Genomic DNA, 16,852 nt, shown 5'->3' with positions numbered 1-16,852 from the left:
TTGCCACCTTCGTGCTAGCATTCCCGCTCTGGGGGCAATGCCGCCCCTCGACGGGAGCCAAGCCACCATGTCCAACCCCTCGCTCACCCGCGCCCTGACCGCTGCCGTCGATGCCCTGCACGGCAGCGCCTTTCCGGCCACCCTGGTGCGGCTCATCCAGCAGCAGGTCCCCTTCGATTGCGCCCTGCTGCTCGGGGTCGGTCAGCGTCCCGTCTATCTCTACGACAACCTGAGCCATCAGCGGGCGCTGCTGTTCGATCGCTACCTCGCCGGCGACTTCGGTCAGGATCCCTTTATGCTAGCGCTAGCCAATGGGCTGACCGCCGGGGTCTGGACCCAGGCAGAGGTCGGCCCGCTGGATCCGGACTACCAGAGGCGCTTCTATCAGGCTACCGGCTGGCAGGAGGAGGTGGGGCTGATCCTGCCCATTCGAGCCGGGCTGACCCTGGTGCTGTTTCTGGGGCGCCTCGGCAAGCGCCGCCCCTTGAGCCCGAGCGAACGGACCCGGCTGGAGGAGTTGTTCCCGCTGGTACATTCCCTCTGTCGCCAGCATTGGCTGCAGGCCCAGCCTTCAGCGGAGACCCGGCCCTTGCTGGCGGAGAGTGACGCCGCCGGACTGGAAGGGGGCGGCTTGAAAGAGAGGGTGGCGCAGGCGATGGCCAGCGTCGGTGGGGATCTGCTGACCCGCCGGGAGCGGCAGGTGGCCAGCCTGCTGCTGCAGGGGCTGGATACCGAGGCCATCGCCACATCGCTGGGGATTGGCGGCGGCACCGTGAAGAACCACCGCAAACACCTCTATGGCAAGCTGCGTGTCGGCTCACAGGCCGAGCTGTTTGGCTTGTTCCTCAATCACCTGATCACCGCGCCCGCCAGTGCCACGGCCCCTGATGACCGCCCCCCCTCCCAATAACAGAACACCCCGCCAAAGCGGGGTGTTTTGTTATTCAAGTCGGCCTCAGATCCGGCCCTGATAGCGTAGCGGGAAGCGACCCTGACCATCGGGCTGGCCGAGGAAGGGCAGCCCCTGCTTCATCTGTTCCGGCAACTCGGGACCCGGCTTGAGGGTGCCCTGGAACAGGTACTGGCGGTTGCTCTGCAGCTCCAGCTTGCCCTGTACCTGCACCGCCTCCGAGCCCTGCTTGAGCTCGGCCACCAGCTTGGAGTCGAGGCAGGTCAGCTTGACCTCGGGATCCCCCAGCGTCAGCTTGCCCGCCGGGGTATCGGCCTCGGCACCATACCAGTAGAGGTTGCCGTAGAGGTTGTCACACCAGGGGTTGCCCTGGGCGAACTGATCCACCTTGAGCTGCAGCTGGCCCGCCGCCTGCAGCGGGAACGGCAGACCCATGGGTACCCGCTCCAGCAGCCAGGGCGCGGGCACATTGAGGGTGATGTCCCGGCCGAAGGCCGCACCATTCCAGCCGACTACCCCCAGGCCGTTGAGGCCGCTGCGCTCACCGAAGCGCACCGAGGCTTCCGGGGCAAGACGCAGCAGCGACCAACCGTTGAGATCCCAGCGCACCTGGGTCAGCGACTCGCTGGCGTATTGCAGGCGCGCCACCTGACCGCTCCAGAGGGTGCCGCTCACCCCCTCCAGCCGCACCATATTGGCGGGCAGCGGCAGATAGCGCACCACCAGGGAGGCGGGCAGCTGCACCAGCAGGAAACCCAGATAGGCCACCAAAAACAGGATTGCTATCAGAATGTTACGCTTCATTGGGGACGACTCAGTTGCAAACGTCTGACCTTGACCAGACCCGGTGCCAGATTCTCGCGGGCCACTTCGATGACTTGAACCTGCACCCCGTGCTGATCGGAGAGGGTCGCCAGCCAGAGCAGCAGCGCATCGAACGGCACTGTGTCGATCCATACCTGCAGCTCCTGCCCCTGGGGTTGCAGGCGGGCGATCTTGATCTTCTGGTTGAAAGCGGTGCGATTCACCACCCCATCCAGGGTGCCGCTGGTGTCTATCTGGCGTCCGCTGCTGCCCTGCATGGCCAGCACTTCCTGCCCCTTCTCCTTCAGCCAGGCGAGCGTCTGCTGTTGATTGACAACCTGGCGCTCCCGCTCGGCGATGCGATTGGCGACGGGCTGCCAGATGGCCCAGTAGCAGAGCCCGAGCAGCAGGCAGCTACCGCCCACCGCCACCAGCCGTTGTTCACGGATGCTGATGCCATGCCACCAGCCTTGCAGTTTGTCCATCATGATGATTTACCCTTGAGCACCAGCGCCCCCTCGACCTTGCCCTCGGTGCTGCGCACCTCCCCCTGTTGCACCTCGAAGCGCTTGCCCGCCAGCTCGCGGAAACGCTCTATCTCGGTGAAGCCGGGCGCCGTGACCTGCAGCCTGAGCTCCCCACGCGCCGCGTCGAAACGCAGCACCTCTGGCTTGAGGCCGGGCACCTCGGCAAACACCGGCGCCAGCTCGGTCAGCAGCAGCAGGACCCCATCCTGAGGCGCCTGGCCCAGCTGCTTGAGGTGCTGGGTCATCTGGCTGCGCACGTTGACGATGCGGGTCTCCCCCGGGAAGATCCGGGTGTAGACCTGCCGGATCTCGGTCTTGAGCGCCTTGTCCTGCTCCGCCAGCTGATAGAGGTGCACGCCGCGCTGGGTCAGGGCGACCAGCAGCAAGAGCCCCGCCACCACCGCCACCTTGCGCCACTGCAACCAGTAGCGGGAGTATTCGGTCTGGGGTCGATAAGGCCCCTGCAACAGGTTGGCATGACAGCCGAGCGCCCCCTTGGCCAGCAGCAGCATGGGTAGCTCGGGATCCGCCGCCTGCCAGTTGGCACCGGCCATGGCGGGAGGCGGCGTATGGCTGTGGATGGTGACGGGCTCGGGCTGGGCCGCCAGCAGCATGGCCAGCAGGGATTCCTCGGCCACTATGCCCTGGCGAGGGCCCTGGCGCAGCAGCCACTCTTCACCGAGCTGCAAGGCAGACCAACCCTCGCTGGCCAGCGGCAGGGTCAGCACATCGGGCAGCAGCTGCAGGCTCTTGAGACCGGCCTGCTGTAACCAGCCGAGCCAGATCTGCATCTTCGCCTTGTCCACCGCCATCAGATCCACCTCGTTGCCCTGGTGGCCCAGTACCACCAGATGCAGGGCGTCCACGTCGGAGGCTATCTGCTCTTCCAGCAGATAGGGCAGCGCCGCCGCGGCCTGACGGCTGTATTTGCCCGGCAGGCTGACCCGCCGGAAGATAAGATCGCTGCCGGGCACCAGGGTCACCACGGGGCGACCACCGGCACGCTCCTGCAGCTCGCCGAGGGCATGGGCCGAGGCCAGGGTGCCGGAGGCGATGATCTCCTGCTCCTGCGTCGACCACACCAGCCACTGCACCGGCTGCTGCGCATTGGTCCCCAGCCGGATGACCAGACTCTCGCTCACAAATAATTCTCCTGCCATGGCCGCCAGCATCCATGTCGATGGGCGGGGTCGCAGCCTCGGGCTGCTATTCAGATAAGGGGGCGGACAGGCGGGGCCTTGGGCCGGCCGTCTCCCTGTTATTCGGCGCCATCGTTCAGACGGCGCAGCATCACCAGCTTGTTGTCCTTGCCACGCTGGAATACCGTCTTCAGACGGGCCCGCGCATCCCCCACTTCCGCCAGCAGGCTGGCCTCGAAGTAGTTGCTCGTGATATCCAGCGCGGCCTCGAGTCCGGTGATGGTACCAGGTTGCACCGGCAGCTCATCCGTCATCTCCTTCTTCTCCTTCCACCCCTTCTTGGGGCGGCTGGTCAGCACCTGCTTGGCATCGTCGAGGGATATCTTGCCCTGATAGAGCCCCACCAGCAGGGCCGCCCGCTCCGGCTTGATGGTGTTGATGTTCACCACCAGCTTGTCATTTGGCAGGGCGCAGACGTAGGGGGCCAACCGGGCGTAGAGCTCACCGCTCATCCCGCGCACCGCCCTCAGTTCATCCGTCCCCAGCATCCACTGGTTGGCCGTCAGATAGGGGGGATTGAGCCCCTCGTAGTAGGCATCCTCGGCCCCGTTGCTGGAGACCAGCTGGGTGTCCTTGTCGGTCCAGTCGCGGATGGCATCGGTCAGCTGCACCGCCTCGTAATCCTCGACCTCCAGCGCGCCCAGCAGGGCCCGGAATGCCTTGACCGCATAGGGCTGTTTCTCAAGATCGTCGCCGTCTTCCCCCTCCTTGAGGGGCACGCTCAGGCTGTTGAGGTTGAAACAGGACTGCAGATCCCGCACCCGCCCGGACAGGATGCCGTCATCCACCGGGAAGACCCCGTCCTCACGGGCCCAGTTCTGATTCAGGTTCACCACGTCCTTGTCGTCCTTGAAGTCCTGGTTGAGTACCTTGATCACCAGCGCCTCCGCCGACATGGCATACCACCAGGCCTGCTTGCCGATGGTGAGGTTGCTGGTGCGGCGCAGCTCGAGCTGCAGCCGGCCGCTCATGTTGCTGGCGACGATCACCATCACCGACAAGATGAGCAGCACCACCAGCAGCGCCATGCCCCCCTGCCGGCCGGGGCGAGTGCGACGATCAGCTGCCATTCTCGACCCTCTGGCCACTGGCCCCGATCAGGCACTGATGACGACGCAGGGCACCGTCATCCTCCGTGACGGTCAGGGGAAAACGACGATCAGCTACCATTCTCAGCCCTCTGGCCACCGGCCCCGATCAAGAACTGCCGGCGTATGGTACCGTAGTCTTCCAGATCCAGCTCCACCGCCAGCCCATGGGGCAGCAAGTCGCGCTGGGTCCACTCCTCCTTCCACTGCCCCTTGTCGTAAAAATAGAGCCGCAGCGCCGTCACCCCCGTCAGCACGGGCTGGATGCGGGGCTCGGTGCCGATCACCGGATCCGGATAGAGGTAACTCATCCGCTCCAGGGTCTGCTCCTTGAGCCGCCAGCCGACCCGCTGCAAGCCGGAGCGCGGCAAGATACCGTCCGGGTTGAGCCAGCCACCGCGAATGAAGGCCATGCCCCAGTCATCGCTCTGCTGGCCGAAGCGGGAGGCCGCCAGCAACACCTTGTTGTTTTCACCGTCGATGCGGCCGCTGCGGGGCACCATCTGGCTGACGTCCCGCTCCAGCAGGCTGAAGGCGAGCTGCAGCTCGGACAGACGCGCCTCTTTCTTCTTGGCCACCTCGTCGCTGGTGAGCACCCCCTGCAGCACCTGATAGGCGCCCATGCTCAGGCTGGCGAAGATGGCGATCGCCACCAGCATCTCCAGCAGGGTAAAGCCCGCCTGACGAATGCGCTGTCGTTGTGCCAGCGATGGCCTCGTCGGCGTCTCCAGCGGGGTAAGGTCCGCTTGACGGGTGCCTGAAATCAAATAAGCTCTCATCGACTGACACAGGCTCCGAATTTTAAGCACAAGCAAGGTCCCGTTCATCGACTGATATAGGTCCGGATCATGGTCACGGGGCTCTCTGCCTTGGGTGCGGTGCGCACCTCCATGTCCAGGGCCTTGAAGTTGTTATCACTGGTGGCGACGCCACGATAGCGCCAGTACCAGGTCTGCCCGGCCAGCTCCTCTTCCCCTTCCACCCAGCTGTCCCCCGGCCACTTGGCTTCGAGCTTCTGCTGCACCAGCTGGTTCTCCACCACCCAGGTTGCCAGCGTCTTCTCTTCCAGGTAGTTGAGGCCGGACAGGTGCTCGCTGGCAGTCTTCATCACCGCGAGGCCAGCGATGGCGAACACCGCCAGCGCCACCATCACCTCCAGCAGCGTCATGCCACGGGCGTTCATGGCTCCCATGCCGCGGCCGCTCACTCTTCTTCCTCTTCATCTTGCAGCAGGGTCAGGCGACCGAACTCGTCCCCCTTGACCGTGCGCAGGTAGGGGGTCTCGTCATCCTGCTGGGTCAGGCTCAGCACGAAGGGGGTGAGTTCTCCCCCCGGGAAGATGAAGATCTGGGGGGTACGCTCCTTCTCGTCACGTCCCTGCTCGGTCTTCTCGTCCGAGTCGGTACGCCAGCTAAAGCCCTCCAGCTCGACGCTCAGGGTCATCTCCTCCGGCAGCTCGACCGGCCCCAGGATCTTGTCACCGGTCAGCGCCTGCCATTTTCTGTCTTTGGCCGCGCGGGACATAAATTGCCAGCCGTGATCCTCGAGCCGCAGCCCCAGCAGACGACCATCCATCACCGCATACTCCTGCGCCTGCTGCAGAGTCGCCATGAAGCGGCGCGCCTGCTTGTCCAGCTCCCGATCGCCCTTGACGCCCCCCATGCTGAGGACGACGGCGGTGGCCACCAGCCCCATCAGCATGGCGACCAGCAACACTTCCAGCAGGGTAAAGCCGGACTGGCGAGACAGGGCCCGCCTCATAAAGGCAGGCCCTGCAAGGGGCGATGGACCAGAGTGCGATCAAGCACTTATTGGAAGTCCTTCAGATTCCAGTTGCCGATGTCATCGTCGGTACCGGCTTCGCCATCCAGCCCGGTGCTGAAGATGTCGATCTTGCCGAACTGACCCGGGCTCAGCAGTTGATACTGGTTACCCCAGGGATCCTGCGGCAGACGCTTGATGTAGCCCCCTTCCCGGTAGCTGCGTGGCTCGGGTGACGCGGTCGGTTTGTTGACCAGGGCATCCAGCCCCTGCTCCGTGGTCGGGTAGCGGTTGTTGTCCAGCTTGTACATGTCGAGGGCATTTTCCAGCGCGACTATGTCGGAGACCGCCTTCTGCTGATCCGCCTTCTCCTTGTTGCCCATCAGGTTGGGCACCACCAGACTGGCCAGGATCCCCAGGATCACGATGACCACCATGACTTCCAGCAGGGTAAAACCGGCTTGACGACGCTTGTGCATTGCTATGACTCCCTAACGAATGAGATGGCGCAGGCCATCGAAAATTGACCATGTTATTGAATTCAAACCGACAGCAGGTTCACCCCGAGGATGACAGCCGCGATCTGTATCAGAGATTGACCATGTTGTTGAGCTCGAGTGAGTTGACTGCAGGATCGATCGGCTCATGACGACTACAAGTTGCATCACAAATTCACCATGTTGTTGAGCTCGAGGATCGGCTGCAGGATCGACATCACGATAAACAGCACCACCCCGGCCATGGAGACCACCAGCATGGGCTCGAATACCCCGAGAGCGATGTTCACCTGGGTTTCAAACTCCCTGTCCTGGTTGTCCGCCGCCCGCTCCAGCATGCTGTCGAGCTCGCCGCTCTGCTCGCCGGAGGCGATCATGTGCAGCATCATGGGCGGAAAAATCTTGGTTTCAGCCAGCGCCTTGCGCAGGCTGGTGCCCTCGCGCACCCGCTCACTGGCCTCGCCGATGCGGGTACGGGCGAAGTCGTTGGAGAGCACTTCCCCCGAGATTTTCATCCCCTCCAGCAGCGGCACAGCACTGGCATTGAGGATGCTCAAGGTGCGGGCAAAGCGGGCGGTGTTGAGGCCACGACTGACCCGCCCTATGACCGGCAGGCGCAGCAGTATGCCGTGCCAGTGGCGGCGCCGCGTCTCGTCGGTGAGCCACCAACGCCAGACGACGACTCCCAGCGCCAGCGCCAGCAGGAACCAGAGCCCGTAGTGCTGCATCAGTTCGCTGGTACCGATGAGGAAGCGCGTTGTGCCCGGTAGCTGCTGGCCCATGTGCTCGAACTGGGCAACCACCTTGGGAACCACTGCGGTGAGCAGTATGGAGATGACGCCGATGGCCACACAGGTGAGGACGATGGGGTAGATCATCGCCTGCAGCAGCTTGGTGCGCATGTGCTGGCGCTGCTCGGTGTAATCGGCGAGCCGGTTCAACACCTTCTCCAGGTGGCCGGACTTTTCCCCCGCCGCCACCATGGAGCGAAACAGCTGATCGAACACATGGGGGAAGGCACCGAGCGAATCGGCAAGGGAATAACCCTCCACCACCTTGCTGCGCACCGTCGCTACCAGGCTGCGCAGATGGGCCTTCTCGCACTGCTCGGCCACCGCCTTGAGCGCCTCTTCGATGGTGAGACCGGCGCCGACCAGGGTCGCCAGCTGGCGGGTGATCAGCGCCAGCTCCGAGGTGGAGGCACCACGCCTGAACAACACGAAGCGATTCGCCTCCCGCTTCGCCTTCTCGGTGGTCTCGTTCACCTCGAGCGGGGTCAACCCCTGCTCGCGCAGCAACTGGCGCACCTGGCGGGCGGAGTCGCCCTCCATCACCCCGGATTTGTTTCTGCCCCGGCCGTCGAGGGCCTTGTATTCGAACGCTGCCATCTTAGTCTTCCCGGGTCACGCGCAGCACTTCTTCCAGACTGGTCTGGCCCTTGAGCACCTTGTCGATGCCGTCACGACGAATGCTGGGGGTATGGCCGCGGATCAGCCGCTCGATGGCGAGCTCGCCGCTGGCGCCGTGAATCGCCTCGCGCACCGCATCGTCGATCACCACCAGCTCATGGATGCCGGTCCGGCCGCGATAACCGGTGTGGTTGCACTGCTCGCAACCGACCGGGCGCCACATCTGCTGATCCGGCGCCAGCTCCATGCCCATGGCGATCCGCTCCTGCTCCGTGATGGGGTGCTGGGCGCGGCAATCCGGGCAGAGGGTGCGCACCAGCCGCTGGGCCAGCACGGCGAGCAGGGATGAGGAGAGCAGGAAGGGCTCTATCCCCATGTCCCGCATCCGGGTGATGGCACCGATGGCGGTGTTGGTGTGCAGGGTCGACATCACCAGGTGGCCGGTGAGGGACGCCTGCACCGCGATCTGGGCGGTTTCAAGATCCCGAATCTCCCCCACCATCACCACGTCGGGATCCTGACGCAGAATGGCGCGCAGGCCGCGGGCGAAGGTCATGTCGACCTTGGCGTTGACCTGGGTCTGGCCGACCCCTTCCAGGTCATATTCGATGGGATCTTCGACGGTCAGGATGTTGCGATCCCGCGAGTTAATCTCGGACAGCGCCGCATACAGGGTGGTGGACTTGCCCGAACCGGTCGGGCCCGTCACCAGGATGATGCCGTGAGGCTTGCGGATGAGCTCGCTGATGATGTTGCGATTGGGCAACGTCATGCCGAGCTGCTTGAGCTCGAGCCGCACGTTGTTCTTGTCGAGCAGCCGCAGCACCACCCGCTCGCCGTAGCTGGACGGCATGGTCGATACCCGCACATCCACGGCGCGGCCGCCGATGCGCAAGGAAATGCGGCCATCCTGGGGCACCCGCTTCTCGGCGATGTCCATGCGGGACATGACCTTGATGCGCGATACCAGCAGGGAGGCGAGCTTGCGATGGGGCCGCAGTATCTCCCGCAGCACGCCGTCGATGCGGAAGCGGATCACCAGCACCCGCTCGAAGGTCTCGATATGGATGTCGGACGCCTCTTCCTTGATCGCCTCGCTCAGCATGGCGTTGATGAGGCGAATGATGGGGGCATCGTCGTCGGCGTCGAGCAGATCCTCGCTCTGGGGCAACTCCTCGGCCAGGGCGAAGAAATCCATCTCGTTGCCGAGATCCTCCATCAGCTGGCGCGCCTCGGAGGAGTCGCGCTGATAGTGAGCCATCAGCAGTTCTTCGAATGCGTCACCGTCCATCTGTTCGATGGCAAAGCCGCAACCTGCCACCCGCCGCACCTCCAGCAGGGCCTGGGGTGCCACCCCCTGGCGACACAGCAGCACGGGCGCCCCCTGCCGCTCGGTCAGGATCACCCCGAAGTTGCGGGCGAAGGCAAACGGCAGCTCGGGCAGCTCAGTCGGCAGCTCGCTGTCGTCGAGTTGATAGGCGGCCATCAGGGCTGCCCCTGTACGAAGGGTTGCACCGGGGCCTGGCTTTGCACCTGGGGCTTGACCCCGTTGGCGGTCGCCTGCTGCTGCGCCTTCATCTTCTCGATCTGCTGTTGCACCTCGGGGGACATCATCACGTCCTGACCATAGGCGGGCAGCACCTGACGAGCGGGCGAGGTGGCATAGCCCTCCTCGGCGGCCAGGTTCAACTGCTCGGCCCGGAACAGGGTGTACTTGTTGCTGGAGACCCCAGAGTAGACGTTGGCGTCACGCAAGATGGTCGGCCGGATAAATACCATCAGGTTGCGCTTGGAGGTGGTGTTGGAGGTGGAACGGAACAGATAGCCCAGCACCGGGATATCGCCGAGCAAGGGCACCTTGGAGACCTGCTCCTTGGTCTGTTCGTCCATCAGGCCGCCCAGCACCACGGTTTCGCCACTCTTGACCAATACGGCGTTCTTGACGGTACGGGTGTCGAAGGTGGGGCCGAGGTTGGCGGTACCGGCCGCCTGGGCCTGAGCCACGCTGGAGACCTCCTGCTCGATATTGAGCAAGACGGAGTCCCCTTCGTTGATCTGGGGCGTCACCACCAGCTTGGTGCCCACCGTCTTGCGTTCTATGGTGTTGAACACCTGATCGCTGGTGGTGGAGCTCTGGGAGCCGCTCTGCACCGGCACTTCCTGGCCGACGTTGAAGGAGGCTTCCTTGTTGTCCATGGTGACGATGCTCGGGGTCGACAGAATATCGTTCTTGGTGTTGGTCGACAGCGCCGTCACCAGCATGGCCCAGTCGCCCTTGTAGAAGCCGGCAGCCATGCCGCTGAAGTTGCCAAGCAGGTTCTCGAGCCCGTCGGTGTTGCCGTTGTCCTTGTAGTCCTTGCCCGCGATGATCGCAGGGCCTATAGGCAAGCCGGTGTTGGTGAACTGGGTGCCACCGCCGTTGGCATTGGCCCACTGCACCCCGAGGTTCAGGCCATCACCGTCCTGGATCTCGACGATGATCGCCTCCACCAGCACCTGGGCGCGGCGGATGTCGAGCTTGGCGATGACCTGCTCCAGCTCGGCCATGACGTCCGGCTGGGCGGTGATCACCAGGGCGTTGGTGGTCTCGTCGGCGGAGATGGCCAGCTGGCCTCCACCTATGCTGGCACCGCCACCGGTGGCAGCCGCCGCTCCACCGCCCTTCTTGTCGGCCGCGATGCTGGAGCTGACCCCCTTGAGCACATCCACCAGATCCTTGGCCTTGCCATATTTCAGGTAGAAGACCCGGGTGTTGCCCTGACTCTGCAGATCCTTGTCGAGCTGACGCACCATCTGGATGATCCGGGCCCGCGCCTTGGGTTCACCGCTGATCACCACCGAGTTGGTGCGTTCGTCCGCCACCACCTTGGGAGAGAGCAGTATGGAGGCGTTGGCGCCCTGGTTGCTGCCATCCTTGTTGAGGTTGGTCACCAGCCGCACCATCTCGCCGGCCGAGGCATATCTCAGCTTGATGACATCCATATCCTGATCGCCGGCCCGGTCTACCCGGCGCACGACCTCGACCAGACGATTCACCACGGCGGCACGGCCGGTGATCAGCAGCACGTTGGAGGGCTCGTAGTGCACCACGTTGCCGCCGCCGGCGTTGTCGTTGAGTTGGCGCAGCAGGGGCGCCAGTTCGCGCACCGAGACGTTGCGCACCGGCACCACCCGGGTCACCATCTCGTCGCCCACGCCGGGGTTGCTGTCATCCACCACCGGGATGGCGGAGGTCTTGGCATCCTTGGCGCGCACCACCTTGAGCACACCATTGTTCATGGGCACCACGGCAAAACCATAGACATCGAGCACGCTCAGGAAGAACTGATAGTACTGATCCTCATTGAGCAGATCGTAACTGCGGACGTTGATCTTGCCGCGCACCGAGGGCTCGATGATGATGGTCTTGTTCAGGTTTTTGCCGACGGTGTTGATGAACTCTTCGATGTCGGCATTTTTGAAACTGGCGGCATACTCCGTGGCCCAGGCTGAGCCTGCCATCATCAAGGCCGCCGCGACCGTGGCAAAGCGCCAGCCCTTCCCTTTATTTCTCATTCTTGGTGCTACTCCAATTCATTATTCTGACAAGCCGATATAAACGTCATAGGACTGTCCTTGCCGCTCTACGGTGACGGTCATTTCCGTGGCGCCAGCCATCTGTTGCATGGCTTGCATGGCCTGGGCGTTATCTCGCAAATCCAAACCATTGATGCTGATCGCCAGATCCCCTGCGACCAGCCCGAGTTGATTGAACAATTCAGGATTGCTGCCCGGGTTGAGGCGATAGCCGACCATGCGACCATCCACCCGGACCGGGGAAATATTGAGGTAATCGGTGATCTTGCCCGGGTTGCCCATCAGCTCGCCGCGCACCGAGGAGAGCTTGTTCTCCTTCGGCGGTGCCACCTTGGGCAAGGGTTTGCCGTACTCTTCCCCGTCCAGCATCAGGGTCTCGTCACGACCATCGCGCTGTATGATGACCCGGTCGGCAAATACCTGGCGGATCTTGGCCTGGGTACCGTCGATGTAATCGCCGATGCCGTAGGAATTCTGCAACCCGTTGTGGGCGATGATGGCGATAGACTTGGCAGGATCCGAGCTCGCCAGCACCCCGTTGAGCTGGGCACTGAGCTGAGTCTTGGGGGCATCGGCCGCGACCGCCTGGGCCACCTGCTCGGCCTGCAACTGTTGCGCCTTGCCAAACAACGAGAGACGACTGAGGCCGCTGAGATCGAGACGGGAGGAACCCGCCCCCTGACTGGCCGCGATCGACGGCTGCCAGGGTTGGCTCTGGGTGGTTTGGGTCAGACTGAATAGGCGCCAGGTCAGCCCGGCGCACTGGTGAGCCAGCAGCAACAACAATAGCCAGAACAGAGGCTGGCTGAAACGGGAGAGTGGCACGCGCTTGCAACGGGCCAGAAGGGAGCTCAACAAGTCATCCCTGAACGGTAGCGGCATGGTTATCAACATGTTCTGGCATCCAAATCGGTTGGCTATTGTGTACGGCAATCCCCCCAGAGACAACCAACCGGATGGGATGAAGCGGCGAAAATCCAGATCCCGTCACACCATCAGGCCCCCTGTTTCTATCCCGGGGCCCGCCTCTGGTATAATCAGGCTCCCCTTTTAGCCATCCCGGAGCCGATTCATGCCGAATCCAGCAGAAAGCAGCACTCAGGTCCGCCTCGACAAATGGCTGTGGGCGGCGCGTTTTTACAAGACCCGCAGCCTGGCCCGCGATCAGATCGACGGTGGCAAGGTGCACTACAACGGTCAGCGCAGCAAACCGGGCAAGATCGTCGAAGCGGGCGCCCTCATCCGTCTCTGGCAAGGTCAGGACGAGCGAGAGGTGAGAGTGCTGCAGGTCAGCGAGCAGCGCAAGTCCGCTCCCCTCGCCCAACGGCTCTACGAAGAGACCGAGCAGAGCCTGAAGAAGCGGGCCGAGAACAGCGAAGCGCGGCGCTTCAACAGCCAGTTTGCCCCAAGTCCCGAGCGTCGCCCCGACAAGCAGGAACGGCGCCAGTTGCTCAAGGTCAAACAATACTGACTCGCCCAAGTGGCCATTTTATGACGACAGCTGGGGGGATAAGTTCCTAACTAGCTGTTAAACAATGTATTTGTCTATTTCCCCCAAGAAAACCCTAGGAATGCATGATGAGTAACCAAGATCTCTTGTATCGCTATCTGTTCGAAGAGTACGAAGTGCGGGGGGAGCTGGTCCAGCTGGACAGCACCTACCGTCACATAGTCGAAGCCCAGAACTACCCGGTACAGGTGCAAAAACTGCTGGGTGAGCTGCTGGTCGCCACCAGCCTGCTGACCGCCACCCTCAAGTTTGAAGGCTCGATCACCGTGCAGTTGCAAGGGGACGGGCCCGTGCGCCTGGCAGTGATCAACGGCGATCACAACCAGCAACTGCGCGGCGTGGCGCGCTATGAAGGGGAACTGCCGAGCGACGGCAAGCTGCAGAGCCTGATAGGCAATGGCCAGCTGGTGATCACCATCACCCCTGAAGAGGGTGAACGCTATCAGGGCATCATCGCCCTCGAGGCCGACACCCTGGCGGCCTGCCTCGAGCAGTATTTCGCCCAGTCCGAGCAACTCGCCACCCGGCTCTGGATCCGCACAGGCCACCACGAGGGCCAGCCCCGCGCCGCCGGCATTCTGCTGCAGGAGTTGCCCGCCCGGAGCGAGGATCACGGCGCCGACTTCGACCACCTGATCCAGCTCACCAGCACCATCAAGGACGAAGAGCTGTTCGGCCTGGAAGCCGAAGAGATCCTCTATCGTCTCTATCATCAGGACAAGGTACGGGTGTTCGATCCCCAGGCGATCGAGTTCCGCTGCACCTGCTCCCGCGCCCGCTGCGAAGGGGCCTTGCTACAGATAGAAAAGGAAGAAGCGGTGGCCATGGTGCAGGAACTCGGCAAGATCGACATGCACTGCGACTATTGCGGCGCCGAGTACCAATTCGATGGGACCGACATCGAAACCCTGTTCAGCAGGGCTCCCGATAATGATGCAAACAAGTTACACTAAATGAAGGCGGGCAAAACCCGCCTTTAACTTAAATAACAAAAAAATACCCTATTTTATAAAGTTTGATGGCGATCGCTAAAAACTACCACCTAGGTAGTAGTATGGACGTCAGATAGAACCCTACAAACCTCTGAACCCGGGAGAATATAATGACTATCGTGGTAGAACCCGCCCTGGCCCAACAATTGAAACTGGACCAGTACGGCATCAAAAACAGCCAGGAAATCATTCGAAACCCCTCCTACGAGCAGCTCTTCGCGGAAGAGACCCGTCCCGACCTGGAAGGATTCGAACGTGGCGTCGTCACCGAGCTCGGTGCCGTTAACGTCAATACCGGTATCTTCACCGGTCGTTCTCCGAAAGATAAATATATCGTCAAAGACGCAACTACCCAGAATACTGTGTGGTGGTCTGACCAGGGTAAAAACGATAACAAGGCGATCACCCCGGAAGTCTGGTCACATCTGAAATCCCTGGTGACCAAACAGCTCTCCGGCAAGCGCCTGTTCGTGGTGGATGGTTACTGCGGCGCCAACCCGGATACCCGCCTGGCGGTGCGCATCATCACCGAGGTAGCCTGGCAGGCACACTTCGTGAAGAATATGTTCATTCGCCCGAGCGAGGAGGAGCTCAAGAGCTTCAAACCGGACTTTGTGGTGATGAACGGTGCCAAGTGCACCAACCCGGACTGGCAGGCACAGGGTCTCAACTCCGAGAACTTTGTCGCCTTCAACATGACCGAGAAGATGCAACTCATCGGCGGTACCTGGTACGGTGGCGAGATGAAGAAGGGCATGTTCTCCATGATGAACTACTTCCTGCCCCTGCGCGGCATCGCCTCCATGCACTGCTCCGCCAACGTGGGTCAGGACGGTGATGTGGCCATCTTCTTCGGCCTGTCCGGCACCGGCAAGACCACCCTCTCCACCGATCCCAAGCGTCAGCTGATCGGCGATGACGAGCACGGCTGGGATGACAACGGCGTGTTCAACTTCGAAGGGGGCTGCTACGCCAAGACCATCAAGCTCTCCGAAGAGGCCGAGCCGGACATCTACCACGCCATCCGTCGCGATGCGCTGCTGGAGAACGTGACGGTGGCGGCCGACGGCACCATCGACTTCGACGATGGCTCCCGCACCGAGAACACCCGGGTCTCCTACCCCATCTATCACATCGAGAACATCGTCAAGCCGGTCTCCAAGGCGGGTCATGCCACCAAGGTGATCTTCCTGACCGCGGATGCCTTCGGGGTGTTGCCCCCGGTCGCCAAGCTGACCAAGGAGCAGACCAAGTACCACTTCCTGTCCGGCTTCACCGCCAAGCTGGCCGGTACCGAGCGTGGCATCACCGAGCCGACGCCCACCTTCTCCTCCTGCTTCGGGGCAGCCTTCCTCAGCCTGCACCCGACCAAATACGGTCAGGAGCTGGTGAAGCGGATGGAAGCAGCGGGCGCCGAAGCCTATCTGGTCAACACCGGCTGGAACGGCACCGGCAAGCGCATCTCCATCAAGGACACCCGTGCCATCATAGACGCCATCCTGGATGGTTCCATCGAGCAGGCACCCACCAAGGTGTTGCCTATCTTCAACCTGGAAGTGCCGACCGAGCTCCATGACGTGAACCCGGCCATCCTCGACCCGCGCGACACCTACGCCGACAAGTCACAGTGGGATGCCAAGGCGGTGGATCTGGCGGGACGCTTCATCAAGAACTTCGAACGCTTCACCGACAACGACGAAGGCAAGGCGCTGGTCGCTGCGGGTCCGCAGCTCTAATCCGACCCGCCATTTCGTTGCATTGCATACCGGTCAGCCCTGCTGGCCGGTATTTTTTTGGCCGATACGCGGCATATGGCTCCCCCCAAGCCTTGCCTTGCGGGCGGTTGCGCGATAGATTCAGCCAAACTTTATACAATATACAATTTTGCAACCTGCCCCGTGACCCGAGCATGAACCCACCCTACAAGACCCGCACCCAAATGGTGATGGAGAACCTCCGCAGCCGGATCCTGCGCGGCGAGTTTGCCGCCGGCGCCCCCCTGCGCCAGGACGCCATCGCCAAGGCGCTGGCGGTGAGCCGCATCCCGGTGCGCGAAGCCCTGATGCAGTTGGAGGCCCAGGGGCTGGTGAAGTTCGAGGCCCATCGCGGTGCCGTGGTCACCATGCTGGACGCCTCGGCCATCGAGGAGCTCTTTTATTTGCGAGCCTTGCTGGAAGCCGATACCCTGTTCCACGCCGTCGATCTGATGACGGAGGAAACCTTCGCCCAGGCGCAAGCCATCCTGGCCCAGTTTGATCTGGCGCTCGAGTCCGGCACCCAGATCGAACACTGGGCCGAATTGAACCACCGTTTTCACGCCACCCTCTATCAGGCTGCCAATCGCCCTCAGGCACTGGAGCTGATCGCCCAGATCAATCTGAGCTGTGATCGCTATGTGCGCTTCGAGCTGCTGTTTGCCCAGGACGGGGTGGACAAGGCCGAGCGCGAACACGCCAAGCTGCTGGAGCTGTGCCGCGCCCGCCGCAAGCACGAGGCGGTGGTCCTGCTCAAACAACATATCGAGGCGGCCGGCCAGTCGATCCGACAGATCCTGGCAGGCAGCCACCATCAGTGAACAC

General features: G+C 62.6%; 17 protein-coding genes. 5 read left to right on the top strand and 12 right to left on the bottom strand.

Going from position 1 to position 16,852, the window contains the following annotated elements; genetic code table 11:
* The first annotated feature begins 67 nt into the window (after window positions 1-67).
* The gene (locus tag MM194_RS03175; protein ID WP_241342623.1) at window positions 68-910 is read left to right on the top strand and encodes a helix-turn-helix transcriptional regulator; all 843 of its coding nucleotides are present in this window, start codon (window positions 68-70) and stop codon (window positions 908-910) included.
* Window positions 911-955: 45 nt separating this feature from the next.
* Here MM194_RS03175 and exeN read toward each other — a convergent pair whose 3' ends face one another.
* The 12 genes from exeN to exeC all read right to left on the bottom strand — a co-directional run bounded on the left by exeN (window position 956) and on the right by exeC (window position 12,629).
* On the bottom strand, window positions 956-1,714 hold the full coding sequence (gene exeN, locus MM194_RS03170; protein ID WP_241342621.1) for a GspN family type II secretion system protein ExeN: 759 nt from the start codon (window positions 1,712-1,714) through the stop codon (window positions 956-958).
* Window positions 1,711-2,202: a GspM family type II secretion system protein ExeM gene (gene exeM / locus MM194_RS03165; RefSeq protein ID WP_033128916.1), complete on the bottom strand. Its 492-nt coding sequence runs from the start codon at window positions 2,200-2,202 to the stop codon at window positions 1,711-1,713. The genes exeN and exeM overlap by 4 nt, the downstream gene beginning before the upstream one ends.
* Window positions 2,199-3,383 (bottom strand): GspL family type II secretion system protein ExeL, encoded by a 1,185-nt coding sequence (gene exeL / locus MM194_RS03160; protein WP_152598965.1) that lies wholly within the window; start codon window positions 3,381-3,383, stop codon window positions 2,199-2,201. Before exeL ends, exeM begins: the two co-directional genes overlap by 4 nt.
* Window positions 3,384-3,499: 116 nt before the next feature.
* Window positions 3,500-4,510 carry a GspK family T2SS minor pseudopilin variant ExeK gene (gene exeK, locus MM194_RS03155; protein ID WP_241342619.1) on the bottom strand — a complete coding sequence of 337 codons (1,011 nt, stop codon included), beginning with the start codon at window positions 4,508-4,510 and terminating at the stop codon, window positions 3,500-3,502.
* Between the two features lie 89 nt (window positions 4,511-4,599).
* The gene (gene gspJ, locus MM194_RS03150) at window positions 4,600-5,307 is read right to left on the bottom strand and encodes a type II secretion system minor pseudopilin GspJ (RefSeq protein WP_274518478.1); all 708 of its coding nucleotides are present in this window, start codon (window positions 5,305-5,307) and stop codon (window positions 4,600-4,602) included.
* A 44-nt stretch (window positions 5,308-5,351) separates the two neighbouring features.
* Entirely contained in the window at window positions 5,352-5,711 is a 360-nt protein-coding gene (exeI, locus tag MM194_RS03145) for a GspI family T2SS minor pseudopilin variant ExeI (RefSeq protein WP_033128963.1), read from the bottom strand.
* A 20-nt stretch (window positions 5,712-5,731) separates the two neighbouring features.
* Window positions 5,732-6,289 (bottom strand): GspH family T2SS minor pseudopilin variant ExeH, encoded by a 558-nt coding sequence (gene exeH, locus MM194_RS03140; RefSeq protein WP_033128919.1) that lies wholly within the window; start codon window positions 6,287-6,289, stop codon window positions 5,732-5,734.
* 47 nt (window positions 6,290-6,336) lie between these two features.
* Window positions 6,337-6,768: a GspG family T2SS major pseudopilin variant ExeG gene (gene exeG, locus MM194_RS03135; RefSeq protein ID WP_033128920.1), complete on the bottom strand. Its 432-nt coding sequence runs from the start codon at window positions 6,766-6,768 to the stop codon at window positions 6,337-6,339.
* A gap of 185 nt (window positions 6,769-6,953) precedes the next feature.
* Complete coding sequence (exeF, locus tag MM194_RS03130) at window positions 6,954-8,174, bottom strand: GspF family T2SS innner membrane protein variant ExeF (RefSeq protein ID WP_033128921.1); 1,221 nt, start codon at window positions 8,172-8,174, stop codon at window positions 6,954-6,956.
* Between the two features lies 1 nt (window position 8,175).
* Complete coding sequence (gene exeE / locus MM194_RS03125) at window positions 8,176-9,681, bottom strand: GspE family T2SS ATPase variant ExeE (RefSeq protein ID WP_033128922.1); 1,506 nt, start codon at window positions 9,679-9,681, stop codon at window positions 8,176-8,178.
* The gene (gene exeD, locus MM194_RS03120) at window positions 9,681-11,750 is read right to left on the bottom strand and encodes a GspD family T2SS secretin variant ExeD (RefSeq protein WP_033128923.1); all 2,070 of its coding nucleotides are present in this window, start codon (window positions 11,748-11,750) and stop codon (window positions 9,681-9,683) included. Before exeD ends, exeE begins: the two co-directional genes overlap by 1 nt.
* Window positions 11,751-11,771: 21 nt before the next feature.
* Entirely contained in the window at window positions 11,772-12,629 is an 858-nt protein-coding gene (gene exeC, locus MM194_RS03115) for a GspC family type II secretion system variant ExeC (protein WP_274518479.1), read from the bottom strand.
* Between the two features lie 214 nt (window positions 12,630-12,843).
* On the opposite strand from exeC, the gene hslR reads away from it, so the two are divergent.
* From hslR to MM194_RS03095, 4 genes are all read left to right on the top strand, one after another.
* Window positions 12,844-13,242 carry a ribosome-associated heat shock protein Hsp15 gene (gene hslR, locus MM194_RS03110; protein WP_033128925.1) on the top strand — a complete coding sequence of 133 codons (399 nt, stop codon included), beginning with the start codon at window positions 12,844-12,846 and terminating at the stop codon, window positions 13,240-13,242.
* Between the two features lie 107 nt (window positions 13,243-13,349).
* Window positions 13,350-14,234 carry an Hsp33 family molecular chaperone HslO gene (gene hslO / locus MM194_RS03105; RefSeq protein WP_033128926.1) on the top strand — a complete coding sequence of 295 codons (885 nt, stop codon included), beginning with the start codon at window positions 13,350-13,352 and terminating at the stop codon, window positions 14,232-14,234.
* 149 nt (window positions 14,235-14,383) lie between these two features.
* Entirely contained in the window at window positions 14,384-16,009 is a 1,626-nt protein-coding gene (gene pckA, locus MM194_RS03100) for a phosphoenolpyruvate carboxykinase (ATP) (protein ID WP_241342618.1), read from the top strand.
* A gap of 173 nt (window positions 16,010-16,182) precedes the next feature.
* Entirely contained in the window at window positions 16,183-16,848 is a 666-nt protein-coding gene (locus MM194_RS03095; RefSeq protein WP_033128928.1) for a GntR family transcriptional regulator, read from the top strand.
* The last annotated feature ends 4 nt before the right edge of the window (window positions 16,849-16,852 follow it).

It is taken from the genome of Aeromonas sp. MR16, from assembly GCF_022549315.1.
Classification (GTDB): Bacteria; Pseudomonadota; Gammaproteobacteria; order Enterobacterales; family Aeromonadaceae; genus Aeromonas; species Aeromonas aquatica.
The sequence above is the reverse complement of the archived record's forward strand: the minus strand, read 5'-3'. Positions and strand labels throughout refer to the sequence as shown.